General features: G+C 37.0%; 22 protein-coding genes. 7 read left to right on the top strand and 15 right to left on the bottom strand.

From position 1 onward, the window contains the following. Positions 1 to 8 precede the first annotated feature (8 nt). The 4 genes from gor to ACFIL2_RS07585 all read right to left on the bottom strand — a co-directional run bounded on the left by gor (position 9) and on the right by ACFIL2_RS07585 (position 5,725). Positions 9 to 1,400, bottom strand: a complete 1,392-nt coding sequence (gor, locus tag ACFIL2_RS07600; RefSeq protein ID WP_375632800.1) for a glutathione-disulfide reductase — start codon at positions 1,398 to 1,400, stop codon at positions 9 to 11. A 204-nt stretch (positions 1,401 to 1,604) separates the two neighbouring features. Next, complete coding sequence (locus ACFIL2_RS07595; RefSeq protein ID WP_375632798.1) at positions 1,605 to 2,174, bottom strand: DUF2059 domain-containing protein; 570 nt, start codon at positions 2,172 to 2,174, stop codon at positions 1,605 to 1,607. A gap of 78 nt (positions 2,175 to 2,252) precedes the next feature. Continuing rightward, on the bottom strand, positions 2,253 to 2,984 hold the full coding sequence (gene rpiA, locus ACFIL2_RS07590) for a ribose-5-phosphate isomerase RpiA (protein ID WP_375618356.1): 732 nt from the start codon (positions 2,982 to 2,984) through the stop codon (positions 2,253 to 2,255). Between the two features lie 482 nt (positions 2,985 to 3,466). After that, entirely contained in the window at positions 3,467 to 5,725 is a 2,259-nt protein-coding gene (locus ACFIL2_RS07585; RefSeq protein WP_375632796.1) for a ComEC/Rec2 family competence protein, read from the bottom strand. A 111-nt stretch (positions 5,726 to 5,836) separates the two neighbouring features. On the opposite strand from ACFIL2_RS07585, the gene gltX reads away from it, so the two are divergent. The 7 genes from gltX to ACFIL2_RS07550 all read left to right on the top strand — a co-directional run bounded on the left by gltX (position 5,837) and on the right by ACFIL2_RS07550 (position 13,858). Continuing rightward, the gene (gene gltX, locus ACFIL2_RS07580) at positions 5,837 to 7,267 is read left to right on the top strand and encodes a glutamate--tRNA ligase (RefSeq protein WP_375680278.1); all 1,431 of its coding nucleotides are present in this window, start codon (positions 5,837 to 5,839) and stop codon (positions 7,265 to 7,267) included. 261 nt (positions 7,268 to 7,528) lie between these two features. Then, a complete protein-coding gene (gene gltA, locus ACFIL2_RS07575; protein WP_375618359.1) occupies positions 7,529 to 8,824 on the top strand; it encodes a citrate synthase in 1,296 nt (431 codons plus the stop codon). Positions 8,825 to 9,529: 705 nt separating this feature from the next. Next, on the top strand, positions 9,530 to 10,282 hold the full coding sequence (locus tag ACFIL2_RS07570; protein WP_375618360.1) for a transporter substrate-binding domain-containing protein: 753 nt from the start codon (positions 9,530 to 9,532) through the stop codon (positions 10,280 to 10,282). A 465-nt stretch (positions 10,283 to 10,747) separates the two neighbouring features. Further along, positions 10,748 to 11,500, top strand: coding sequence for a transporter substrate-binding domain-containing protein (locus ACFIL2_RS07565; RefSeq protein ID WP_375612134.1), 753 nt, complete (start codon positions 10,748 to 10,750; stop codon positions 11,498 to 11,500). Between the two features lie 78 nt (positions 11,501 to 11,578). Further along, complete coding sequence (locus tag ACFIL2_RS07560; RefSeq protein ID WP_375639751.1) at positions 11,579 to 12,301, top strand: ABC transporter permease; 723 nt, start codon at positions 11,579 to 11,581, stop codon at positions 12,299 to 12,301. Beyond that, complete coding sequence (locus ACFIL2_RS07555; protein ID WP_375632788.1) at positions 12,298 to 13,005, top strand: ABC transporter permease; 708 nt, start codon at positions 12,298 to 12,300, stop codon at positions 13,003 to 13,005. Before ACFIL2_RS07560 ends, ACFIL2_RS07555 begins: the two co-directional genes overlap by 4 nt. Positions 13,006 to 13,084: 79 nt before the next feature. Beyond that, positions 13,085 to 13,858, top strand: a complete 774-nt coding sequence (locus ACFIL2_RS07550; protein WP_375655239.1) for an amino acid ABC transporter ATP-binding protein — start codon at positions 13,085 to 13,087, stop codon at positions 13,856 to 13,858. Positions 13,859 to 13,878: 20 nt separating this feature from the next. Here the strand turns inward: ACFIL2_RS07550 and lpxB are convergent, their stop codons facing one another. The 11 genes from lpxB to tsf all read right to left on the bottom strand — a co-directional run bounded on the left by lpxB (position 13,879) and on the right by tsf (position 26,080). Further along, a complete protein-coding gene (gene lpxB, locus ACFIL2_RS07545; protein ID WP_375680279.1) occupies positions 13,879 to 15,075 on the bottom strand; it encodes a lipid-A-disaccharide synthase in 1,197 nt (398 codons plus the stop codon). After that, entirely contained in the window at positions 15,068 to 15,940 is an 873-nt protein-coding gene (locus ACFIL2_RS07540; protein ID WP_375632782.1) for an LpxI family protein, read from the bottom strand. The genes lpxB and ACFIL2_RS07540 overlap by 8 nt, the downstream gene beginning before the upstream one ends. Before the next feature lie 2 nt (positions 15,941 to 15,942). Further along, the gene (gene lpxA / locus ACFIL2_RS07535; protein ID WP_375609506.1) at positions 15,943 to 16,767 is read right to left on the bottom strand and encodes an acyl-ACP--UDP-N-acetylglucosamine O-acyltransferase; all 825 of its coding nucleotides are present in this window, start codon (positions 16,765 to 16,767) and stop codon (positions 15,943 to 15,945) included. Between the two features lie 24 nt (positions 16,768 to 16,791). Then, positions 16,792 to 17,259 (bottom strand): 3-hydroxyacyl-ACP dehydratase FabZ, encoded by a 468-nt coding sequence (gene fabZ / locus ACFIL2_RS07530; protein WP_375655237.1) that lies wholly within the window; start codon positions 17,257 to 17,259, stop codon positions 16,792 to 16,794. 1 nt (position 17,260) lies between these two features. Beyond that, the gene (gene lpxD / locus ACFIL2_RS07525; protein WP_375612127.1) at positions 17,261 to 18,307 is read right to left on the bottom strand and encodes a UDP-3-O-(3-hydroxymyristoyl)glucosamine N-acyltransferase; all 1,047 of its coding nucleotides are present in this window, start codon (positions 18,305 to 18,307) and stop codon (positions 17,261 to 17,263) included. Between the two features lie 64 nt (positions 18,308 to 18,371). Continuing rightward, the gene (bamA, locus tag ACFIL2_RS07520; RefSeq protein WP_375662578.1) at positions 18,372 to 20,768 is read right to left on the bottom strand and encodes an outer membrane protein assembly factor BamA; all 2,397 of its coding nucleotides are present in this window, start codon (positions 20,766 to 20,768) and stop codon (positions 18,372 to 18,374) included. A 203-nt stretch (positions 20,769 to 20,971) separates the two neighbouring features. Next, on the bottom strand, positions 20,972 to 22,120 hold the full coding sequence (locus ACFIL2_RS07515; protein WP_375618369.1) for an RIP metalloprotease: 1,149 nt from the start codon (positions 22,118 to 22,120) through the stop codon (positions 20,972 to 20,974). A 15-nt stretch (positions 22,121 to 22,135) separates the two neighbouring features. Further along, on the bottom strand, positions 22,136 to 22,951 hold the full coding sequence (locus ACFIL2_RS07510; protein ID WP_375613469.1) for a phosphatidate cytidylyltransferase: 816 nt from the start codon (positions 22,949 to 22,951) through the stop codon (positions 22,136 to 22,138). Between the two features lie 730 nt (positions 22,952 to 23,681). Further along, on the bottom strand, positions 23,682 to 24,242 hold the full coding sequence (gene frr, locus ACFIL2_RS07505) for a ribosome recycling factor (RefSeq protein ID WP_375680280.1): 561 nt from the start codon (positions 24,240 to 24,242) through the stop codon (positions 23,682 to 23,684). A gap of 37 nt (positions 24,243 to 24,279) precedes the next feature. Next, the gene (pyrH, locus tag ACFIL2_RS07500) at positions 24,280 to 24,999 is read right to left on the bottom strand and encodes a UMP kinase (RefSeq protein ID WP_273790666.1); all 720 of its coding nucleotides are present in this window, start codon (positions 24,997 to 24,999) and stop codon (positions 24,280 to 24,282) included. A 157-nt stretch (positions 25,000 to 25,156) separates the two neighbouring features. Further along, positions 25,157 to 26,080, bottom strand: coding sequence for a translation elongation factor Ts (gene tsf, locus ACFIL2_RS07495; RefSeq protein ID WP_375680281.1), 924 nt, complete (start codon positions 26,078 to 26,080; stop codon positions 25,157 to 25,159). Between the last annotated feature and the right edge of the window lie 25 nt (positions 26,081 to 26,105).

The raw sequence follows: 26,105 nt of genomic DNA, 5'->3' as shown, positions 1-26,105 counted from the left end.
TATGCTGTTTAACTTTCTATTTTCTTCCCATTTTCATATATATAACTTGGTTTATACATCGTTACCAATTCTTCTGCCATCGTTGGATGCACTGCCATCGTTTCATCAAAGATATCCTTCGTCAGCTTTCCTTTGAGAGCTATCCCAATAAGCTGTGCCATCTCACCAGCGTTTTCCCCTAAAATATGAGCGCCCACAACAATACGGCTTTCACCATCAACAATGAGTTTCATAAGCATTTTCTCTGAACTACCAGAAAGAACATTACGCATAGGACGAAAAACTGTACGATAAATTTCAAGACGCTTATAACGCTTTACCGCCTCCTCTTCTGAAAGACCAACCGTTCCAATCTCTGGCTGTGAAAAAACTGCTGTTGTAATTAAATCATAATCAGGTGTTGTTGGAATATTCTCAAATGCTGTCTTAACAAAACACATTGCATCATGAATCGCAACAGGTGTTAATTGAATATGACCTGTTACATCACCAACAGCCCAAATATGGGGGATATTTGTTGTCATTTTCTCATCAACAACAACTGCACCAAATTCATTCACCTTAACACCTGCCCGCTCAAGTCTTAAACCCATTGTATTTGGTACACGCCCCGTAGCCAACATAATCTGATCGGCTCTGATTATTTTCCCATTTGATAAAATAACTTCATAACAATTTTCTGCAGCCTGCACTTTAGAAATTGTTACACCATAGAGAATAGAAATCCCTTTTTCAGTCATTTCATCGCTGAGCAATTGCCGCAAATCATGATCAAAACCACGAAGGATTAAATCACCACGATGGAGCAGCGTTGTTTTTACACCTAATTCATGAAAAATATTAGCAAATTCAACACCAATATACCCTCCACCAACAATGACTATTGATTTTGGGAGTTGATCAAGGTCAAAAATCTCATTAGAAGTGAGGCAAAATCCACCGCCTTCTATGGACGTATTTGGTGCAACTTTTGCCCCTGTTGCAATCAAAATTTTTTCTGCACTGACCCGCTCACCCGTGGCAGAAAGCTCTAATGTGTGATCATCTACAAAAGTAGCACGACTTTCATAAATATGCACATTGTTATTCTCTAATCCCTTACGATACAGCCCTTCTAACCTTGATATTTCTTTATTTTTAGCTGCAACCAACTTTTCCCAACTAAAAATTGGATCCGCATATTTCCACCCAAAACCAACACTTTTCTTAAATTCTTTTACATATTGTGATGCATAAACATAAAGTTTTTTGGGAACACAGCCACGAATAACACAAGTGCCCCCTATACGATATTCCTCTGCTATAGCGACCCGCTTGCCAAGACCTCCAGCAAGCCGTGCTGCACGCACTCCACCAGAACCACTTCCAATAACAAATAAATCAAAGTCAAAAGAGCCCACGAATTATTCCTTCTTATACATCTGCAAGAGTAGGCTAAGATCTTTTATTATCAAATGAAAGTCTTTTTTTCTTTTGAAGAAGCCTTTTTTATAAAGCAGCATTCTAAAAGGACTTATTCTCATTAAAATATTTAAAACGGCGGGAAAACCGCCGCTATTTTAAAAATCAGAAATTGCCCATTGGTTGTCATGATATCAATCAAGCTATTTTTTATTTCCTGAAGATTCTGATTTTATAGGCACATTTGTAGGCATCGTAGAATTATTCAAATTAAGTGTTTCAGACATCTCTTTTCTCACATTTTCTACAAGATCCTGCATAAAAGCAGTACGCCATATATCAAATGCTGAGTAAGAATCACGTGCGATATTGGGAACTTCTGTCAAAAACTTTTTACCGGTATCAGAATTATAAAATGTTGTTATTGCATCAAGCTCTTTTTGAGTAAAATATTTTGCATATACATGAGCAATCTCTTTTTCTAGATCAGAGCGCCTTTTAATTAAAGCAAGCGCCTGCTTATCAACAATATCAGAAATATCCGCTGCCAAGTTTGGATCATCCCTCATCAGTACAGTTTTAAGATCTTCTACCGCATTTGGTAAAAAACTATCAAACTGATCCGTTGCGTGAATGGCACTTATAGCTTTTCTAGCTGAATCTAAATGTTGATCGCTCACACCTTGTGCATAAGCCATTCCAATATTCACAACAAAAACGACAACTACACCCAAATATACGACAAAACGCTGAAAAGAAAATATTATTTTCATTTAATGATTACCCCGATCGCTAATTATAATTTTAATTCGTTATTCTACCTAAAATCTTTAAGACCCTTTTTTACTGTGCTAACATATCGTCATGAAACTGTCTTCTCTAAAATCAAAAGATTCTAAAATTTTTGTTTGACCATCAGCCATAGCGACAATTGCACGTGAAGCCAACCCCAAAAAAAGTCCATGCTCAACAACACCAGGAATAGCAAGAAGTGCATCCGATAATGGTTTTGGTTGCAAAATGCAGCCCCAAAATGCATCAAGAATAAAATGGCCACCATCTGTTTCAAAAGGATTTTTTCCATTCATTCGCAATGCAATTTTTCCAGAAAGCCCTAAATCATCAGCAACTTTTTCAATGGCTCTGCATGTTGTGTGGATACCAAATGGATTAACTTCAATTGGTAGTGCAAAAGCACCAAGTCTTTTTACCACCTTTGTTTCATCCGCAATGACAAGCATTGCACGAGATGCCGACGCTACAATTTTTTCATACAACAATGCTCCCCCTCCCCCTTTAATGAGCATCATCTCAGGACCAATTTCATCTGCTCCGTCAATATCAAGATCCAGCTCAGGTATTTGTTCTAAAGTGCTAACAGGCACTCCAAACTTATGACAGAGTTGTTCAGAATATTTTGAAGTAGCAACACCAGTCACCCGCAAACCATCCGCAACACGCTCACCTAGAAGACGAATAAATTCATTGACTGTCGAACCAGATCCGATTCCAAGCCGCATACCATCTTCCACAAACTCAAGCGCTTTAATAGCTGCCATTTTTTTTAACTGCTGAACATTCATGAATGACTTTGCCTTCTATCCGTATAAGCAGCATTAATCACCCCTATTACCACCGATAATAATGATAATAAAAGATAACCTCTTGACGCAATCTATTTAAATTGACCATCATCTTTTGCTTGAAGAGATGTTACTCGTTATAGAAATATATGATAAGAATAAAATAGAATAATCAACAATTATCTTTTTTATTTCTTTGAGAATATTTGTTAGCATTTTTCTCATTCAATAAGAATTTTTGATTTATTTTGTGCTATCAATAGGATGCACAAAAATGCACATATCAATTTTTTTGAAAAAATTAAAATGATCAGATATAAAAAATCATCTATTTCTAGAAAACTGTAGATTATTATCTCATTTCAATGACGTTGATAAACTTACCAATTTAAATACCGTAAAATATTATGAGAAAAGTCTTCTGTTATTTTTTGTTTTGTCATTATCCAAATGTGAAGCAAAATATGACTGATTATATGTTTTTATGAACGCTGTCTGTGCATATTCCATGGTCTATGAAACCCTAGCGAAGACCAAATAATATCTCCACCTTTGGTCATCATAACGCTTCCTCGTGATAACAATTGTTGAGGTATAAATATTGTTTTTGCCTTCTTGTAACAAGTTGGATTATGCATCACAAATGTCTGAATGAGAATATCTGCCTCTACACATTGACCTGTTTCTCTCTGTAAAACGATCACTTTTAATCCATTATCCAATAAAGATGTACATACATGATAATCACAAATAAATTGTCCGTGCAACGAAGGACCATATTTTGTTGGTTTAATCGTTTCCTTCACACGAAATGACTTTTTCCATATGGATGTCGTGAACTTAGAAATATGGTAACGATCAATATATAACTTTTTATCATGGATAACGCCCACGAGACGCATATTATCTGCTATAATCAGTTGTACAGGTGAATGCATTACACAAATAGAAATACCTGCCAAAATAAACAAACTAAAAAAGAGCCGGATGGGTGTTTTGCAAAAAGTCAGTCCAACCAAGCCTATACTCAATAAAACTAACGCTGATAACGGCATAAAACCAGGATTCAAATCAGGAGAAATAGCCTTGATAGCATGTGCAATCTTTATTACAAGATCAACTCCAAAACCCATAATTTGAAGAGGAAGCCATTCGAATCCTCCTAACATTGCAAGAACTGCGATTAATCCAAAGGGAATGACAAAAATTGAGATGACAGGCAAAGCAAAAGCATTACTGATAATGCTCAACGATGCCATATTAGAAAAATGATAAGCAGCATAAATTCCACTTGCACTCCCTGCAACAAAGGAAGAAGCACATGTTGAAAGCATCGATAAGAAAACAAAATTTATCACTCCTCCTCCAACATAAGAGGGAGTTGTTTTTCTTTTACGAAAAAATGACCTTCCACTCCACCAATCAAAAAAAGCGATCAAAGCAGCAGTCGCAGAAAAGGACATTTGAAAGCTAGGACCTAATATTTCATGGGGTGTCATCGCTAGAGTTATCAACCCTGCAATGGAAAAATTACGCATTGTTATAGCAGAGCGATTACACAATATAGCAACCAACATAACAGCAATCATCACAAAACTTCTTTGCGCTGATATTGCTAAGCCCGACAATAACAAATAAAAAGCTGTTATCATAAAAGCAACGATAGCAGCAAATTTTTTACTGGAATAATAGGAAGAAAAAACTGGAAAAAATGCTAAAAAACTACGGATACTCAAAAGAACTATGCAGCTTAACAACGCCATATGTAAACCTGATATTGATAAAATATGAGCTAATCCAGCTGTACGTAATGCTTCATTTGTCTCATTTGAAATACCAGCACGCTGCCCTGTTATGAGGGCAGCTGCAACACTCCCCTTTTCTCCTTCAAGGGCTATACGGATTCTTTGTGTCATCTTCGTGCGTAAATTTTCAATTTTCTGTAGAATGATAGCGAATATTCCATCAGGCTGCGAAACGGATATTTTTCTTGGTTTTCCTAAATAAACGCCTTGTGCTCCAATTCTTTTAAAATAATTATGAAAACTAAAATCGTAGCCTCCTGGACGCACCGGCCCAGAGAATGCACGAATCTTAACTTTTCCATGCAATCCATCACCAATCGCTAAGCCAGATGGCAAATATCTTGCCGATAAACGAACACGATGAAGACTATGGCGTAATACGGGATTTTCTGTATTCAAAATATCCAAAACTAAACGAAATCCTCCTTTGGCACCTGACTCAATAGAAACAATTCTTCCCGTCAATGTAGTGACAATGTCACTGCTTAGCATGGGTGTTGCAATACGCCACGTTTCTATTTTTGCCGCTAAAACACCCAATATAATACAAAACAGAAACCCCACGGGAATCCATATTTTTCGATAAAAACGTGCAACATAGAATATTCCCAGAAAAATACTGACCAACGCCCCCAATTGTCCCCAACTTGGTTCCCACTCTAAATGAAAATAGAAAATGATTCCTAGGGCAAAAAAGACTAAAATCAGCGAAAAAAGGATACCAAAAGAAACTTCTTTATTAATACAATCTTCTAACCATTTGCGAAAAAAAATGATTACTTCTTTTAAGAGTGTCAATAAAAAAAGTTTTTGTTGATTATAGCTACCGTTCTTTGCATCATCATACCTAGAAAAAACACTCTGCCCTATCTGACATGGCTTTTTTCTTTCTGTAACAGATTTTTCGGATAAACCCTCTTTACTTTTATAAAACATCAGTCCCCCACTTTAACTCGCAATACGGCTATTGCACGCCCCATCACTTATGCTAACATGACTTTTCTATAAAATTCCATAAGTAATATCTTAGTTTAAAGGAAAATATTCGTGTCTGTTATTACTCGTTTTGCCCCTTCACCCACTGGCTTCCTTCACATTGGTGGTGCTCGTACTGCTCTTTTTAATTGGCTTTATGCAAAACATACCGGTGGAAAAATGCTTTTACGAATTGAAGATACAGACCGAGAGCGTTCAACAGAAGCAGCTGTAAAAGCCATTATAGATGGCTTGCACTGGATGGGTCTTAGTTATGATGGCGCCCCTATTTCGCAATTCGAACGTGCAGAACGTCACCGCCAAATCGCTGAACAGTTGGTCAAGAATGGCAAAGCATATTATTGTTATGCTTCACCTGAGGAGTTAGCTGAAATGCGTGAAAAAGCCCGTACAGAAAGGCGCCCACCCCGTTATGATGGACGTTGGCGGGACCGTGATAGTTCTGAAGCTCCTAAAGGTGTTAAGCCTGTTATTCGCATCAAAGCCCCTCAAGATGGAGAAACGATCATACATGACCGTGTTCAAGGTGATGTCCGTTTTCCTAATAAAGATCTCGATGACTTTATTATTTTACGTTCTGATGGTTCGCCTACCTATATGCATGCTGTTGTCGTTGATGATCATGATATGGGCATCACACATATTATACGTGGTGACGATCATCTTACCAACGCAGCCCGACAAACGATTATCTTTAAAGCAATGGGGTGGGACATTCCTGTTATGGCCCATATTCCTCTTATCCATGGTGAAAACGGTGCAAAATTATCAAAGCGACATGGTGCGCTCGGTGTTGATGCCTACCGAACAATGGGATATCTTCCTGCTGCTTTGCGCAATTACCTTGTCCGTTTAGGTTGGAGTCATGGTGATGACGAACTGATGTCACTTAAAGATATGATTTCTTGGTTTGATATTGAGGATATTAACAAAGGTGCTGCTCGTTTTGATCTCAAAAAACTCGATTCCATCAACGGACACTATATGCGTATGAGTAATGATCAAGAACTTTTTGATGCCGCTCTTAATATTCTACCAGAAACCGATAGGGGAGCACAAATTATTGAAAGACTTGATGAAAAACGCCGTGTTCAATTTTTAAAAGCAATCCCGCATTTGAAAGAACGTTCAAAAACACTGTGCGAACTGATTGACAATGCCTCCTTCATTTTTACGCAACGACCTTTACAACTTAATGAAAAAGCTCAAATACTCTTAGATAAAAATGGACGAACCATTTTAAACGATCTTTATCTTGCTCTGAAAGCTTGCCCCTCTTGGGATACAAAAACTCTAGATGAAACACTTCGCTCTTATGTACAAACACAGAATCTCAAATTTGGATCTATCGCCCAACCACTTCGCGCAGCTCTTACAGGATGTGCAACATCACCAGGTGTTTTGGATGTTCTTATTTTATTAGGACGCGATGAATCCCTTCATCGCATCAAGGACCAACTTATCACAACAATATGCCCATGATGGACACTGAGTATATTTCCTCAAATAAGGATCTATACAGATATCTCAACGTGCCCTAAAAGAGTTTTTTATGTTATATCATTGAAATACATTTCTTATTGAGTAATAATGATCAACAAGGAAATATTTTTAGATTGCATGTACTCACTTTTAGAGGCAATCTACCCTTAAATAAGTAAGAAAAGCTTCAGTTATACATCCCCTACTCTGATGAAGCAGAGTCTTAATTTTTAGAAGTGAAGGATCTGAAAGGAATACCGAATGTCTGAGAATAACGCATATATTATTGTGAATGATAAAAAAGTAGAGCTTCCCTTGCGTAAAGGCACGAGTGGACCTGAAGTCATTGAAATTGCTTCTCTCTATAAAAAAACCGATATTTTTACTTATGATCCTGGTTTTACTTCAACAGCTTCTTGTGAATCAAAAATTACTTATATCGATGGTGATAAAGGCATATTGCTTTATCGTGGTTATCCTATTGATCAATTGGCTGAAAAAGGAGACTTTCTCGAAAGTTGTTATCTTTTACTTTATGGTGAACTCCCAACACAGCAAGAAAAAAATGAATTTGATCGATGTATTATGCAGCATACCATGGTCCACGAACAATTTGCACGCTTCTTCCATGGCTTCCGTCGTGATTCTCATCCTATGGCCGTCATGGTTGCCTGCCTTGGCGCTATGTCTGCGTTCTATCACGACTCTATTGATATTACAGATCCTCACCAGAGAATGATTGCTTCTGTTCGTCTTATCTCAAAAGTTCCAACGCTTGCTGCTATGGCCTATAAATACAGTATTGGACAAGCATTTGTTTATCCACGTAATGATCTTAGTTATGCTGCAAATTTCCTCCATATGTGCTTTGCTGTTCCTTGTGAAGAATATAAAACAAACCCTGTGCTTGCTCGGGCGATGGATCAAATCTTTACCCTTCATGCAGATCATGAACAAAATGCTTCTACATCTACCGTACGTCTTGCTGGATCCTCAGGTGCTAATCCGTTTGCCTGTATTGCAGCAGGTGTTGCATGCCTTTGGGGACCAGCACATGGTGGTGCCAATGAAGCATGCCTAAAAATGCTACAAGAAATAGGTTCTATTAAAAGAATTCCTGAATTTATTGCACGTGCAAAAGATAAAAATGATCCTTTCCGCCTTATGGGCTTTGGGCACCGTGTCTATAAAAATTATGATCCACGTGCAAAAATCATGCAAAAAACCTGTCATGAAGTTTTAAAAGAACTCAACATTCAAGATGACCCTCTTCTTGATATTGCAATAGAGCTTGAAAAAATTGCCTTAAGTGATGAATATTTTATTGAGAAAAAACTTTATCCCAATGTTGATTTCTATTCCGGCATTACATTAAAAGCTCTAGGTTTTCCAACTGAAATGTTTACTGTCCTTTTTGCATTGGCGCGCAGTGTCGGGTGGGTGGCACAATGGAAAGAAATGATTGAAGACCCTGCACAAAAAATTGGTCGTCCTCGACAACTCTACACAGGCTATGCTATGCGTGACTATGTTCCTATAGATGAACGTGCAAATTAAAAAAGAAATCAATAAAGCTTCAATTTACTGAAGCTTTATTGAGAGTAATCAAAAAACATCCTTTAAGAATTTTTATAAAACGTGATTTTAAAACTCTTTCTACAGAGATAACATCATCATAAAAATTTACTAAAAAATTCTAAGTTTTAGCTCTGTAAAGAAATTGAGAATACTCTTCTGCAAATTAGCCAAACATTTAGCAAAAAGAAATTGAAAATTTTACCTTATAATCCTCATTATCTTTAATGGAAATGTATTCCCTATTATTCCCCCATGTTTAAAAGCCTTATTACATATTAAAATCTAGCAATGTCAGAATTTTTCTTTCTATCTTCTTCAGATAAAATTGCAAAAAGCTTACATTAAGTGCTTCTCTAGTTAGAATAAAAACACTTTACATTTTGTTCTGTTAAAAGCTGAAATTTTCTTTGTATTTAAGTTAATAGTTTTTCTTTTAAAGATAAGTTATTGATTTTTAAATAAAATTATTAAAAATCACCCTATAATCAATAAGAGATGACCTTCTTTCCTGTGTTTTTTATTCCCATACTTGATAAAAAGAAATTACTTTTTTTATAATGATATTCAGCATAATGATAGCAAAATGAACACAGATAAATTTTTTACATTGCTCCAAAAGAGCTTACAGATTATAAAAATTCATGATGGTTTCATATTTGCCAGCTTATCTAATAGGAGAACATAATGAAATTATTAGCAGGAGCGCTTATAATAAGCGCGACACTGTTTACCCTATCGGCCAATTCTCAAACGCTGAAAATTGCAAGCGATGCTTCTTATCCGCCATTTAGTTATATCGACTCAAATAACAAACTGCAAGGGTTTGATATTGATATATCTTATGCGCTTTGTAAAAAAATGAATGTTGAATGTACTATTGTCACACAAGACTTTGAGGGGATGATTCCCGGTCTTCTTGCCAAAAAATATGATGCTATCGTTTCTTCCCTTTCTCCTACAAAAGAGCGCTTACAAAAAATTGATTTTACAGATCCTTACTACAACACAGCACTCGCTGTTATCGTTACCAAAAATTCGGAAATTAAAGAAATCTCAACACAAGCCTTTAGAGGTAAAAACCTTGGTGTACAATCAAATACAACACAAGCTGCATATGCGGAAGATCATTATGCCTCTGAAGGAGTTAATATCAAACTTTATCCTACAGCAACAGAAGTTAATCGTGATCTTTTAAGCCATCGGCTTGATATCATCATCTTTGATAAATTAAAAGCATTAAATTGGCTTGAAAATGAAGGAAAAGACTGCTGTCTCCTCTTGGGAACTCTAAAAGAAACAAATTTTCCTATTGCAATTGCACTCCGTCAAAATAATAATGATCTTAAAAACAGTTTTAATAAAGCAATAGAAGAAATCCGCGCCGATGGAACCTATGAGAAAATTATGAGAAAATATTTTACTTTCGATATCAATTAGATAGTACTATGAATTAAAACTCAATCTGTATATTTAAGGAGTATTTTTTAAATCTTTATTGGACATGCAGGTATAATTAGAAATTCGGCATTTTTATAAGAAAATTTACATTTATCAAAATAACTTTAATTGCTCCTTGAGAGCTAAACATTTTGTAGAATCTAATGACAACAATAAGGTTGTATTTTTATCGTATTAAAATCTAATTTTTTTTATGTTCAAATTTAATAGCCTTATTTTCAAGAAAAATCCTCAGTTTTTACTCATGAAATGATTCAAATCAAAAATTTCGTGAAAATTAAGCTATCATACAAGCAATAAGATATTTATTCTTTTTTTATCAATAATGCCCAACATAATGATCTAAAATAAACATCAATAAATTTTTGAATTGCTCCCAAAAAGCTTACAGATTATAAAAACATAATGATTTCATATTGCCCGCTTATCCAATAGGAGAACATCATGAAACTATTAGCAGGAGCTCTTATAATAAGCGCCGCACTATTCACCCAATTGGCTGATGCGAAAACATTAAAAATTGCGAGTGAAGGCACCTATCCTCCCTTCAGTTATATTGACTCAAATAATAAATTGCAGGGACTTGATATTGATATATCTTATGCACTTTGTAAAAAAATGAATGTTGAGTGTACTATTGTTACACAAGACTTCGAGGGAATGATCCCTGGACTTATTGCAAAAAAATATGATGCTATCATTGCTTCCCTCTCTCTCACACAAGAGCGTTTACAAAAAATTGACTTCACAGATCCTTACTACGATACAGCACTGGCTGTTATTGTTACCAAAGCTTCGGGAATTAAAGAAATCTCGACAAAAGACTTTAGAGGTAAAAATCTTGGTGTGCAATCAAATACAACACAAGCTTTCTATGCAGAAGATCATTTTGCCTCTGAAGAGGTGAAAATAAAACTCTATCCTTCCACAATAGAAGTGAATCGTGATCTTTTAAATCATCGACTTGATGTGATTATTGTTGATAAATTACAAGCATTAAATTGGCTTAAAAATGAAGGAAAAGATTGTTGTCTCCTCTTGGGAACTCTAGAAGAAACAAGATTTCCTGTTGCAATTGCAGTCCGTCAAAATAATAATGATCTTAAAAATAAGTTCAATGAAGCAATAAAAGAAATCCGTTTGGATGGAACTTATGAAAAAATTATGAGAAAATATTTTACAAGTGATGTTTATTAAATATCAATATGATATTTAATAAAACCCGTTGGTTATTGCTAAAAAATATTATCTAACTCTTTCATGAGGAATATAAGAATGATTGAAAATTTAGCATTGCTATCATTTAGCAATGGTGGATGGGGAGCAGTTATACTTTCCAGTGCAGGAATGACTTTGTCATTGGCATTATGTTGTGGACTTCTAGGATTTCCTCTAGGACTTCTCAATGCAGTGATGATTCGATCCAATATTAAGATGGCCAAAGCTATGGCACGCCTCTTTTCAACGATATTTCGTGGGCTACCAGAGCTTTTAACTTTGTTTTTAGTTTACTACGGATTACAAAGCCTTATTCAAAATTTATTTGACTATTTTAGTTTTGAAATCATGTTCAGTATCAATGCTTTTGTTGCTGGTGTTCTTGCCCTTAGTATGGTTCTTGCAGCTTTTTCTTGTGAAGTTTGGCTTGGAGCATTTAATATTTTTGATAAAGGTCAATATGAAGCAGCTAAAGCTTTAGGACTTTCACGGTCAACCACATTTTTTCGTATTGTCTTCCCTCAGCTCATCCGAAATGCCTTGCCAGGACTTTCTAATAATTGGCTTACTTTACTGAAAGATACATCCCTTGTTTCTACCATCGCGCTTGTTGACCTCATGCGACAAACGAATCTAGCTGTCGCTGCTACCAATAAACCCATGCTATTTTATTTTGTAGCATGCTTACTCTATTTGTTATTTTCAGCGGTTTTTACTGCAATCTTACGCCATTTGGAAACATACACTCAAATAGGCTATAAAAAGGTGCTAGGTCAATGATTCCTGAGTGGCTTTATTTTCTTTTTAATCCTGATCTTTTAAGTCATTATGGACCAAAATTTATTAATGGCTTTATTGTTACTGTTGAACTTGTTTCTATTTCTTGTTCTCTAGGACTTTTTCTTGGTATGCTTATCGCTTTTGCACGTCTATCAGAGAATACATTTTTACAATATTTTGCAAATGCTTATGTCTATTTTTTCCGTGGCTCTCCTTTATTAGCTCAACTCTTTCTTTTTTATTATGGGCTTGGTTCAATGAACAGTTTTTGGCAACAAGTGGGGCTATGGTGGTTTTTTCAAAACGCGTGGTATTGTTGTCTTTTTATTTTTACACTCAATTCTGCTGCCTATCAATCTGAGATCTTTAAAGGAAGTTTTCTATCCGTAACAACTGGACAACGCGAAGCATCAAAAGCTTTAGGTTTAAGCAACTCTGTCACATTTTTTAGAGTTATTCTTCCACAAGCAATGATTGTAGCATTACGCCCCCTAGGAAATGAGTTGATTTTAATGATTAAATCCAGTGCTGTTGCCTCACTTATTACTGTTTATGATTTAATGGGGGTTGCTAAACTCGCTTATTCACGGACTTTCGATTTTCAAGTTTACGTTTGGGCTGCTCTTATCTATCTCTTTATCGTTGAACTCATTCATCGTTTTATTGTTTTTATCGAGCAGCGCCTCACTCGATATTTACGGTAAATAAAATGATCATAAAAAACTTTACCAAACCAAAATGTTGAATTAATCAAGTTCTTCATCAATGAAAGAATAAAATAAGATGAATTTGAAAAATAATAAATCGATCTCTCCCAGTAAAAAAACAGTGATCTCTATTCGAAATCTAAATAAATGGTATGGAAACTTTCAGGTCCTACATGATATCAACTTTAATGTTCAAGCTGGTGAACATATCGTTATTTGTGGACCATCCGGATCAGGAAAATCAACGTTAATTCGTTGTATTAATCAATTAGAACAAGCACAAAAAGGTTCAATCTGTATCCATAACGTTGATATCCATACTGCACCTATACAACAGCAAAAAAATGTTCTTCGTAAGATAGGAATGGTCTTTCAGAACTTTAATTTATTTCCCCACATGAGCGTTATACAAAATTGTATTTTAGCACCTATGACAGTTCAGGGACTTTCCAAACAACAAGCAAAAGAACGGGCAATTCGTTACTTAACACATGTTGGTATTGAAAAACACTGTGAAAAATATCCTTTACAACTTTCTGGTGGGCAACAACAACGTGTTGCGATTGCCCGTGCACTTTGTATGGAACCTGAAGTCATGCTTTTTGATGAACCAACCTCTGCTCTTGATCCAGAAAGTGTGGGAGAAGTTTTGGAAGTGATGGCTCGATTGGCCGATACAGGGATCACAATGCTTTGTGTTACCCATGAAATGGGCTTCGCACGTAAAGTCTCAGAAAGAATACTCTTTCTAGAAAATGGAAAAATTGTTGAAGATGCAGCCTCTGAAGAATTTTTTACCAATCCTAAAAGCCAACGTGCTTGTAATTTTCTTGCTAAAATTAAATATTAATCATTAAAATATTGCTTTATTTATACAATTTTATTCCTGCTTTTTAAAATAGTGATAATTGTTTGTGCGCCAACAACCCCCGATGGTACTTCAGTTTTCATTTTCTGTTCTACCATCTCAAAGGAATCAAGTTGTGCCTGTCGCAATAAAGGATTAGCCAAAAGTTGTTCTACCTGTCTTGCTAACATGCCAGGACGGATTAATTCATTCAAATATTCCGAAACAATAGGCTTATCAGCAATAATATTTGGAAGAGCAGCACTCCATAACATCATTTTAGGAAAAATAAATAATTTAGAAAAGAAATCAAGTTTATAGCAAAGAACCATAGGAACTTTTGCTAAGGCTAATTCAAGTGAAACAGTTCCATGTGCAGCAAGAGCAACATCTGCTTGTGCAAAAGCACGCCATTTTTCATCTTCACCAACTACAATTTCTATCTTGCTTTTCCAGCCCTGCACAAAGTCCCGGATTCTATCTACCAAATGAGGTAAGGTTGGTAAAATAATACGTAAATGAGGAATACGTTGTACAAGAATCTCTACTGTTTCTCGAAAAATAGGCATTAAGGAACGAATTTCTGAATTGCGTGATCCTGGCAAAATAACTAATGTAGGCGATAATGTTTGTGTATCGATCAAATTTCTTTGTTCTAATTGGCTTTTTTTTTCTGACTGAATTCTCAAAAGGGGAGGATATGTCAAAAGACGATGTCCAACATAAGTCGTGGCAGGGCCTCCCAAATCTTGTATAATCTTTTCTTCAAAAGGAAAAACCGCTAAAACATGATCAACAAATCCACACATAGCTTTTGCACGCTCTGGCCTCCATGCCCAAACGGTTGGTGCAATATATTTAATGATAGGAATAGAAGGCGCTAAAGCACGTACCTTTTTTGCAATACGATGCGTGAAATCAGGACTATCAATAATAATTAAACAATCAGGTTGTTCTTGTGCAATAAATTTGGATAAATTGCGAATATGTAGCAACAACAATGGTAGTTTTTTCAACACCTCCTTTAAACCTATTAAAGCAATATCATGGGAATCAAAAAAGCTTTTTAAGCCTAATGCCTTTAAATGGCTCCCCCCAACACCAATCAAATGAATATTGCATCCTATCTGTTGTAATAAACAAGAAATTAGATCGGCCCCAAGTAAATCACCAGATTCCTCACCTGAAACCACTGCAATCTTTAAGAAACAATTATTCATGACCAAACTTTTCAAATGTCTCTATAAATAAAGAATATTTGTTGGCTTTTTCTATTGTTGTTTTCACCGATAATATTAGACTTCTATTTGCCTCCACCGCAACACCAGATAAACCACTCTTTGCAATATTCATTATTGTCGCGGGCCCAATTGATGGCAAATCAACGCGATTATCCTGTTGTGGTTTTGCGCATTTTACAAGAATGCCACCTTTAAGGGGAATTTGCCCTCTTTCTCGCATTTCACAAATACGCCACAACATATTATCAGTTCCCTCAGCGCCCTCTAGAGCAACCACCCTTCCTTGAACAACGACAACGGCTTGCCCGATATCTAATTGACCTAAAAGCTTTGCTGCTTCTACTGCTAAAAAAATATCTTTTTTCTCTTTTGGAGTAGCGCGCCGTACTGTTAAATTAAATTCTATGGGAGCTAAAAGATCTGGGACTATTTCGTGAGCACCGATAACACAAAAACCGTGTGCTTCAATAACCCGTATAAAAGCTTTTAATAACGCATCGTCTCCCCTCTTCAAAGCTCCGATTAAATTAGGAAGAGCTAAAAATGTTGTCCAGTCCAGTCGCAATTGTTTAAGAAGTGGACGCTTTTTCACACCACCTGCCAAAACAACATTATATACACCAGCCTCTTTTAAAATTTTAACGAGTCGTGCTAACTCTACAATTGATAGCTCGCAATGCTCATAGCGATAAAGAACAGAATCTGCCTCACCATGCAAAAGCACAAGAAAAGGATTTTCTCCATTCTTCTCAAGAGTCTGCGCAACAGTAATCGGTAGAACACCATTTCCTGCTATAATAGCAGTACGGCCGGAAAGAAAACTTCTGGCTCCCCAAATAGGCATTTTTAATCCTTATGTTCTTTTATTCTAACACCTTCAAATTTTGGTGTACAATAAAAACGCTTTCCTTCTTCTTTAATAAAATTAACAACTTCAGAAACAGACTGAGAAGAAGAATAGAAAGAAGCAACATCACTGACACGCTCTTTAAATGGTTTGCTATGATCAAAAAGCATAGCAACCGCATGACGGAGTGCATGAATATCTTGACGCTCAAGTCCTGCACGCTTCATACCAATAATATTGAGTCCAGCAAGTTTTGCCTGCACACCAACAGCTGTTCCATAAGGTATCAGATCACCAACCAGTGCAGATACGCCGCCGATAAATGCATGATGTCCAACACGAACAAATTGATGAACAGCAGCACCACCACCAATAATCACATAATCACCAATAGTAACATGACCAGCAATCATTGCGTTATTGGCAAATGTTACATGATTGCCTACATAACAATCGTGAGCGATATGCGCATAACAAAAAAATTGGCAATTATCACCAACAACTGTCATTCCTACACTCGAATCGGAGCCCCTATGCATTGTTACACCTTCACGAATCGTACAATTCTTACCAATAAAAAGAGTTGTAGCCCCTCCTTTATGTTTATTATTTTGCGGATCTGCCCCCAAAACGGCATGAGAAAATACTTTACTCTTGGCTCCTAACGTTGTCTTTCCCATTATTACAACATGACTTGTCAAACTACATTCATCACCAATAACAGCCTCTGAACTAATATGGCAAAATGGTCCAACGCGTACATTCTCACCAAGCTGCGCTCCCTTCTCCACAAGAGCAGTTGGATGGATTTTCGTACCGGACATTTTTAAATTCCCATCAAATATCGTTTATTCTTCTTCGACAATCATCGCAGCAATTTCTGCTTCAGCGACACGGACATCTTCTACTTTTGCAACACATGAAAAACGTCTCATACCAGATCTTTTTTTCAAAAGCTGAACATGAATCTTGAGCTGATCACCAGGCATAACCGGCTTACGAAATTTCGCATTATCAACCGTCATAAGGTAAACTAAATTTGTTTGCTTATTGCCTAAATTTAAAAGTGCTATTGCTCCTGCCGTTTGTGCCATAGCTTCTAAAATCAAAACTCCAGGCATAACAGGCTTTGAGGGAAAATGTCCCGTAAAATGAGGCTCGTTAATCGTTATATTTTTAATACCAATCGCTTCTTGTTCACCATTAATATCAATTATACGATCAATTAATAAAAATGGATAACGGTGCGGTAATATTGATAATAGTTTTTCAATATCGACAGCCTCTAAGTTTTTAGTTTTTTCACTGCTGATCATATCAGCGTTTCTCCTTTTTAACTTTTCCCATACTGCGCAACGCCGCTACTTCACGAAACCATTGTTTAAATGGTCGCGCTGGACTACCTCCCCATTTTTCGCCATCCGGAATGTCATTCATAACACCACTACGAGCAGCAATCTGAACAGATTTACCTATTATGATGTGATCAGCTACTCCCACACTTCCACCAAGCTGAGACATATCCCCTATAGATGTACTTCCCGCAATGCCACATTGAGCGGCAATAAGACAATAGCGGCCAATTTTTACATTGTGGGCAATTTGTACAAGATTATCAATCTTGCTTCCTTCACCAATAACAGTATCTTGAAATGTCCCACGATCAATTGTCGTGTTCGCACCAACTTCTACACCATCCTCAATAATAACGCGACCAAGCTGTGGAATTTTCTCGATTCCAGAAACGCCCCCAACATAACCAAAACCATCTTGCCCAATGCAAACACCAGGATAAAGCTGAACCTTATCACCTATTATAGAACACTGAACTGTTACCTTAGGAGCAATATAGCAGTCACATCCAATACGGCAATTTTCACCGATAACAGCTGTGGATGAAATAAGAGTTCCTGCACCAATCTCAACATTTTTACCAATAACAGCTCCCGCTTCAATACACACATCATGTGCCAACTTAGCCGTTGGATGAATATGCGCATGCGATGAAATCCCCTTCTGCCCCAACCAAGGCATTGGCTTGACAGAATCTGGAAACAAAATACGACCAATCTGAGCAAAGTCACGCTGTGGTGTGGATGTCACCAAAATTGCCATAGTCTCGGGAACTTTAAAAACAATCTCATTCGTACACAAAACAGCAACAGCAGAACTGTCCAGTAAAGCATCAGAAAACTTCCGATGCTCTACAAAAACAAGCGAACCTTCCACAGCACTCTCAAGTGAAGAAAGAGTATTGATAACTTTATGAGAAAACTCTGGATTAAGAAGCTTTGCACCCGTCAACTCAGCAGCATTTGCAACTGTCAATCGTCGGGACGGCGTAAAAAAAAATGTATCCGCCATCAAAACACTTTCTCTCCCAGCTTAAGCTATTCTCTTCAAGTTTTCCCTCTTAAAATCGCTCAAATCAGAACTTCGTAGAAATACCAAAGTTCAATTGTTGCAAACGATCACCTTCCTGCTTCGTTATTGGCCAAGCATAATCAAAACGCAAAGGACCAAACGGAGAATCCCACATCAAACTCACACCTGCAGATGAACGCCAAGCACTTTTGGTATTGGTAACAGACGGTTCACCCTTAAAAACGGCTTTATAATTATTGCCATAAAGCGTGGCAATATCCGCAAATAAAGCACCGCGCAACCCAAATCCTTCAGGCACGACAGGGATAGGGAACTGTACTTCAGCAGTCGCATTCATATATGTCGTTCCCCCCAAGAAATAAACCTCACCCTTACTGGAAACCTGACGCGGACCTATTCCATTATATTTGAACCCTCGAATCATATCAGAATTTACTTTAAACATATCGAAAATACGAACACCATCTCGGCCCATTCCGTGGATATAACCACCCCCAAAGGAAAGCAAACCAACGATATCCTTCTGGTCAGAAAGAGTCTTGTACATCATCGCCTTACCCGTGGTCTTCAAGAACTTTGCACTCCCACCAAGCCCTGCATATTCCTGAAGCAGATGCACGTACCACCCATCATGGGGGGATCTCATATCATCAATCGTATTATAGGTGAAACCATAACTAATTGATGAACGTTTCCAAGGGCTGTGTTTTGCAGCTTGAACAATCGCACCAGAATATTTCCCATATAATTCTATTATGTCACTCTCTTTGTCAAAATCATACTCTCCGCCAAAATCATATTCTTCCTGCACATAAGAATAAGCTACATTAGCAGATAATTGATTATTAATAGGTAACGAAAACCGCAGCGATCCACCTGTCTGCCGTACATCATAGGCTTTATCAGCACGATAAGTACTACGAAAAACATCAACGCCAGCAGATAAACGATACCCTAAGAAATAAGGATCAACAAATGATAAATTATAATTACGAGATTTTTCTTGCCCCGCACCTAATCCTAAACGAACATATTGACCACGTCCCCCAAGATTACGTTCAGTAACAGAAACTTCAAGTGACATACCAGGACTTGTTCCCCCTGTTGTATACCCTCCAGAAAGAGAGAGATCTCCTGTTGAAGCTTCAACGACATCTATTACCAAAACAACTTGGTCAGATTGATCTGTAGGAACCATTGAAATATTAACGGCTTTGAAGAAACCTAAACTTTCTAGACGACGTTTTGCCCGCTGTAATAAAGTTTGATTGTAAGCATCTCCTTCGTTTAAATCAATCTCACGGCGAATGACGTAATCACGCGTTTTCTCATTGCCACGTATATCAATACGTTGAATATAAGCACGTGTACCCTGTTCAATATTATATAAAATTGAAATTGTATGATTTGCTAAATTACGATTTCCCCGCGGTTCAACTTTAGCAAAAGCATATCCCGAATCAGCAACTTTGTTATTAATAGTTGCAACAGACTGTTCAATATCTTCTGCACTATAAACATTACCTGGCTGGGTTTTAAGCACCCTTTTTACAGATTGAACGTCAATTCCATCAACATCACTTTCAACCTGAATATCGCTAATTTTATAGAGCGCACCCTCATCAAGAACGAAAGAAATTTTATACGTATTGCTTGCTGCATCAAAAGTTGCTTTAGAAGAGACTACACGAAAATCTGCATAACCACGGTTATAATAAAAGCGACGTAAAGCTTCTTCATCAACAGCGAGGCGCTCTTCACTGTAAACATCACCTCCCAACAACTTCGAAAAAATTCCTGAAGTTTTTGTTGAAATCACATCACGCAAACGGCGACTTCCAAAGACACTATTGCCCTTAAAAGTGATATCACCAATCTTTGTTTTTTTCCCTTCAACGACATTAAATACCACATTAACCCGCCCTTTTCCAAGGTTAATCGTTTGAACGTTAACAGTGATATTATTACGACCAAGAGTTTTATAAGCCTCACGAATTGTATTTATATCAGCAGAAAGCTTCGCAGAATTAAAAGGCTCATTCGGTTTTAAAGAAATAAACCGCTTAAGATCTGGGTCTTTAAAAGATTTATTTCCTTGAAACAATATTTGATTGACAACCTCATATTCTTTTACGAATACAACCAATTTATCACCCACCGGATTTATTTTAACATCATAAAATAAACCCAATTCGAAAAGGTTCTTCACAGCACTATCAACATCACCACTGGAAACACCTTGCCCAACCTTAATCCCCATATTGTCTCGAATCGCCTGAGAACTTACAAACTTATTCCCACGAACCTCAATAGAGCGGACTACAGACGCTTGTATTTCTCCGACCGCAGCAATTGACATAAAAACCGTTGCTGGGGCAATCATCCCCATCTTTAACACCAATACAGATGCTGCATTTAAAAACTTTGAATTCGTAGTCATTGGCTTTTTTACCTTACTCTCGTTCCTTAGACATGATGCCTTAAAAAGCTAACTGCCATAACAACCTTTTTACAGCGAGACTTTTCATTCCTTAATTACTCATTATAATGTACAACGCCACAACATTTTGTAGACATGGTAAACAACCTTCAATTTGTTTTTGCTATTATTACTTAATTTATAAAGCGTTTTCCATAATTTAATTAGCTAAACCAACAAAAATAATCATTAAAAAAGACAAAGATCATAAAAAGGAGAAGAATGGAAAAACCTAAACGAAAAACGATTCCCTGAATTTTAGCAGATATTTTCCTCCCAGTAATGACCTCAATGACATGCAATAAAAGATGCCCACCGTCAAGCGGTAGAATCGGAAAAAGGTTAATAAGCCCAACACTTATTGAAAGAAAAGCTGCTAAATTCAATAAAGAGATAAAACCTGTCTCGCTCACTTTCCAAGCAATTTTAACGGTTTTAGAAGGTCCACTTAGCCGACAACGATCCTCTTTGCCTCCTATTAAACGACTCATAAAAAGAACGGTTTGAGTGGCGATAAACACAGTACGGTCTGACGCTTTTCTTACAGCTGTTACAAAACCATAGCGAATATGTTTTATATAAGTTGGATCTAAACGTGCAGGATTATTTAAATCAACAGGAACACCTACACCTATCATAGCACTTCGTGTTCGATTACCAAATCCATCATCTCGCTCAACGACTTTCGGGGTAATCATCGTTGTAAAGAATCGCCCCATGCGTTCTATTTTAAACTCTATGGGTTCTCTTCCGTGAAAAGCTACATAATTCATCAAATCTTCAAAGCTTTCAACCCGTCGCCCATCCATTTCAACAAAACGATCACCTAATTCCAAACCGGATTGAAGAGCAGGGCTATCTTTTACCAAAGAACCAACAACGGGCTCAATGGCTACACGACCATAGATAAAGAAAAAAAATGTTAGAATAACAACAGTAAAAAGGGCATTGAAGAAAGGACCGGCAAAAACAGTTGCTGCTTTTTTCCAAGCATGCGCACTAGCAAATGAACCATCAACAATCAGAGATGATTGGGATGATTCCGTATCGATTTTTTCCTCATCCCCAACAAATTTTACATAACCTCCTAAGGGGATAAGTGCTAAACGCCACTTCGTGCCATGCTTATCTGTATAACTCGCTATTTCTGGTCCAAATCCAAGCGAAAAAATTAACGCCTTAATACCACACCACCGACCAATGAGATAGTGCCCAAATTCGTGCACAAAAATGATAATCATAATGATGAAAAGAATACTCAAACTTCTTAAAAGAAAATCACCCATAGTGACGATATGATTTAAAAGTTCCAAACTATCTTCTCCCAATTAGATCATACTAAAAAGATTAAAAGGCGCATCCATATCAGACATAAATGAACCAATTAAATAAAGAAGAAAAGCTGCCCCTACCAATCCATCTATACGATCCATAAAACCACCATGTCCAGGCAATAAAGAACTAGAATCTTTAACAGAAAAACGTCTTTTGAGCCATGATTGCCCTAAATCACTCAATTGTGAAACAATTGACAAAACAAGTGTAAGGAGTGGCACAAAAAAACTGGCTAAATTTATATCAAAAAATCCAAAAGCAACCCATATACCACCGAAAACTCCGACAAATGTACCACCAAGTGCTCCTGACCATGTTTTATTAGGAGAAAATTGTGGTGCTAATTTAGGGCCCCCTAATGCACGTCCGATAAAATAACCACCAATATCTGTTCCCCACACTATCGTAAATAAGAAAATAACAACTTGGAACCCCAACATTTCATGATCCCGTAGAAAGCATAAAGCAACAACAGGAAAAGATGCATATAAAAAACCACAAAAAACCCAACCACTCTTTTTTATAGATATAATAGCTAATACTGTAGCTAAAACGATTAAAACACAAAAAATCAATGAAGCAGATACACTCAACACTAAAAAAAAGCCAAAGATTAAATAAAATATACTTGCTAATATTTTTTGTAAAATACACCATTTCTCTTTAGTAATACTCATCCACTCATAAAGAACAAAACCGCCAATACACCATACAAATAAAAAAAAGAAGTTTCCTCCCAACCATGTTAGATACAACGCAATAATGCCAAAAACAAAAGCTGTCAGAATACGATAAACCAAATTAGACAAAACAACATCCAAACAATAAAAATAGAAAATACAAGCTCTAAAATTAACGCAAGAAAAACTCCCCTACGCAGTATTTTTATCTCATACCTGTATAATTTCTCTTATAATTTATCATAAATAATTCAGTCTACTAAGATAGCGCTTATGAAACTAATAATCAATGAAAACAGCTTCAAAAATCTCCGTCAAAATTATAAAATATTTTTTAATATTTTCTCAAATATAAAATGAAAAAGCAGTTACCTCTGCCCCATACAAATTAACTAATATAGGTTTCGTATAAAAATACTTTTCTATCAACTATTCGTCATTAAAAAACGAATTACGCCACATAACATCTGCTTGATCAATTATACTCACATGTTTTATAATGAGAAATAAGAGAAAGGTTAGGCTTGTTTTTTGCATTATATTCTTTCCCCAACCTTCATCTTAGAATATTTGAATAATTTCTAATAATGCTTTCATTATGCATTTTAACAAAGACGTGCTCAACTAAAAAACCGCACCATGCTGTTAAATAGTGTCTCCCAGCAAAGGGCATGATTTATCACGCAGACTAAAAAATAAAAACATCTGCCCTTTCAAATCAGTCTCTCCCATATCAAAATGATAGAACACCTTCCTGCATCACACCTTGCTACCACAGAGCACACCACTCCCTACAATTATCCCTAGAAACAATTTACAGGCTGGGAGTAAATATCCTTTTTCTAGTGACAAAATCGTCTTAAACGTGCACAATTTCAGATTCTTTTACGGCTAAAATTTTATCAATATCAGCAATAGTTTCATCCGTGAGTTTTTGAACTTTTTCAGACAAACTATGGGCTTCATCTTGACCAATTTCACCATCTTTTTCTAACTTTTTCAAATTGTCCAGACCATCCCGACGAACATGACGTGTAGCAACACGCGCTTGCTCTGCATAGTGATGCGCAATTTTTACAAGTTCTTTACGGCGCTCTTCATTCAACTCAGGCAAAGGAATACGTAAATTCGTACCATCAGTTATGGGATTTAAACCAAGACCAGAATCGCGAATAGCGCGCTCTACAGCTCCGACCATCGTTTTATCCCATACAGAAACAGAAAGCATGCGAGGTTCAGGAACAGAAATATTAGCAACCTGATTTATATGAACAACAGAACCATAAGATTCAACGGTCAACGGTTCTAATAAACTGGCCGATGCACGTCCAGTCCGCAAACCACCTAACTCATGTTTAAAAGCCGTAATGGCACCATCCATGCGACGTTTCAGATCATCCATAATTGATGTAACATTCATATTTCTGTCTCCTTCAATTGTCCTTTGAAGCTTACCCTTATTCCGATACTATTGTAAAGCGTCCTGTTCCATTCAAGACCTTAGCCAAACCGCCTTTTTCATGAATGGAGTACACAATAATCGGTACATTGTTCTCACGTGCTAAAGTGACCGCCGTTGAATCCATAACAGATAATCCCCATTGCAAAACTTCAACATGTGTTAATTGGTCAAAACGCTTAGCCGTAGGGTCTATTTTTGGATCTGCTGAATAAATACCATCAACTTGTGTTCCTTTAAGAAGGACATCCGCACCAATTTCTGCTGCACGTAAAGTAGCAGCAGAATCAGTGGTAAAAAATGGATTTCCTGTACCACCTGCAAAAATAACAACTTTTCCCTGATTCATATAAGCTATTGCTTTACGTTGCGAGAAACTTTCACAAATTTGTGGCATAGCAATCGCAGAGAGTACAACAGTTTCAACCCCTAATTTTGTCAAAGATGTTCGCAATGCTAAAGAGTTAATAGCAGTTGCAAGCATTCCCATATGATCACCTGTCACTCGGTCCCCACCATGCGAAGCAACAGCAACGCCACGAAAAATATTTCCCCCACCGATAACAACCGCAACTTCTATCCCCATTGTGCGCACTTCTGCAATATCAGCGGCAATACGGTCTACAACAGAAACATCAATGCCAAAATTCTGCCCTCCCATAAGAGCTTCACCAGAAGCCTTTAAAAGAATACGTTTATACGGAAGTGCTAATGCCATTAATAATCTCCCCAAAAGCCCATTTACTTTTTGCTTTTGACATCACGAAGGGCACCACTTTTTTCACGTGACGCCCTCTCAACAATTACATTTTTCCCCTCAGAGATTCTACAACCAATGATATGACTTTAAATCTCTGATCAAGAGTTTGCAATAACTAGCCTTTTACAGCAGCAGCAACCTCTGCTGCAAAATCAGACTCCTCTTTTTCCACACCTTCACCTAATGCAAAACGAATAAAGCCTATAATTTTTGCTGGAGCACCTATTGATTTCTCAGCATCCTTTAAAGCAGCCTCAACAGTTATATCAGGATTCATAACAAAAGCTTGAGAAAGCAAAACAACCTCTTCAAAAAACTTACGCATACGCCCTTCTACCATTTTTTCAATGATATTTTCAGGTTTTCCAGACTGACGTGCTTGATCTGAAAAAATTGCTTTTTCACGTTCAACAGCAGAAGCATCAACATCTTGTGCTGTAAGTGCTAATGGATTGGTTGCCGCAATATGCATCGCGACCTGCCGACCAAAAGCAAGAGCAGCCTCTTTATTTCCTGTTGTTTCAATTGCAACCAAAACACCAAGTTTTCCAAGCCCATCAGCCACACTATTGTGTATATAAGTCGCAACAACACCATTCTCAACGGACAATTTAGCGGAACGACGAAATGTTATATTTTCGCCAATTGTACCAATTGCATCTTTAATTGTAAGCTCTACAGTCTTCTCAGAACCTGGATAAAGAGAAACAGAAACAGATTCAACATCCCCTGACGTATCTAAGGCAGCAGTTGCTACTTTACGCACGATGTCTTGGAATCCATCATTGCGTGCAACAAAATCTGTTTCAGAATTAATCTCAACCAAAACTGCATGTGAATCTTTTGATACGACTCCGATTAATCCCTCAGCTGCTGTACGACCAGCCTTTTTATCTGCTTTAGCTATTCCTTTTTTACGAAGCCAATCAACAGCAGCTTCCATATCACCATTGGTCTCTGCTAGGGCGGCTTTACAGTCCATCATACCAGCGCCAGATAGTTCTCGAAGTTCTTTTACTTGTGCAGCAGTAATGCTCATATTTGCCTCTTTATTTTGTAACAGT

The organism is Bartonella sp. AP30XZML (genome assembly GCF_042195945.1).
Classification (GTDB): domain Bacteria; phylum Pseudomonadota; class Alphaproteobacteria; order Rhizobiales; family Rhizobiaceae; genus Bartonella.
Note: the sequence above shows the minus strand (reverse complement) of the source record. Positions and strands in the feature narration are given on the sequence as shown.

Coding starts and splice junctions, on each gene's coding strand:
- bamA (WP_375662578.1), bottom strand. CDS start 20,768: ATGACTACGAATTCAAAGTTTTTAAATGCAGCATCTGTATTGGTGTTA.
- frr (WP_375680280.1), bottom strand. CDS start 24,242: ATGAATGTTACATCAATTATGGATGATCTGAAACGTCGCATGGATGGT.
- ACFIL2_RS07585 (WP_375632796.1), bottom strand. CDS start 5,725: ATGTTTTATAAAAGTAAAGAGGGTTTATCCGAAAAATCTGTTACAGAA.
- lpxB (WP_375680279.1), bottom strand. CDS start 15,075: ATGAATAATTGTTTCTTAAAGATTGCAGTGGTTTCAGGTGAGGAATCT.
- rpiA (WP_375618356.1), bottom strand. CDS start 2,984: ATGAATGTTCAGCAGTTAAAAAAAATGGCAGCTATTAAAGCGCTTGAG.
- ACFIL2_RS07595 (WP_375632798.1), bottom strand. CDS start 2,174: ATGAAAATAATATTTTCTTTTCAGCGTTTTGTCGTATATTTGGGTGTA.
- lpxD (WP_375612127.1), bottom strand. CDS start 18,307: ATGGCGGATACATTTTTTTTTACGCCGTCCCGACGATTGACAGTTGCA.
- lpxA (WP_375609506.1), bottom strand. CDS start 16,767: ATGTCCGGTACGAAAATCCATCCAACTGCTCTTGTGGAGAAGGGAGCG.
- ACFIL2_RS07555 (WP_375632788.1), top strand. CDS start 12,298: ATGATTCCTGAGTGGCTTTATTTTCTTTTTAATCCTGATCTTTTAAGT.
- ACFIL2_RS07550 (WP_375655239.1), top strand. CDS start 13,085: ATGAATTTGAAAAATAATAAATCGATCTCTCCCAGTAAAAAAACAGTG.
- gltA (WP_375618359.1), top strand. CDS start 7,529: ATGTCTGAGAATAACGCATATATTATTGTGAATGATAAAAAAGTAGAG.
- pyrH (WP_273790666.1), bottom strand. CDS start 24,999: ATGGCATTAGCACTTCCGTATAAACGTATTCTTTTAAAGGCTTCTGGT.
- tsf (WP_375680281.1), bottom strand. CDS start 26,080: ATGAGCATTACTGCTGCACAAGTAAAAGAACTTCGAGAACTATCTGGC.
- fabZ (WP_375655237.1), bottom strand. CDS start 17,259: ATGATCAGCAGTGAAAAAACTAAAAACTTAGAGGCTGTCGATATTGAA.
- ACFIL2_RS07540 (WP_375632782.1), bottom strand. CDS start 15,940: ATGCCTATTTGGGGAGCCAGAAGTTTTCTTTCCGGCCGTACTGCTATT.
- ACFIL2_RS07565 (WP_375612134.1), top strand. CDS start 10,748: ATGAAACTATTAGCAGGAGCTCTTATAATAAGCGCCGCACTATTCACC.
- ACFIL2_RS07570 (WP_375618360.1), top strand. CDS start 9,530: ATGAAATTATTAGCAGGAGCGCTTATAATAAGCGCGACACTGTTTACC.
- ACFIL2_RS07560 (WP_375639751.1), top strand. CDS start 11,579: ATGATTGAAAATTTAGCATTGCTATCATTTAGCAATGGTGGATGGGGA.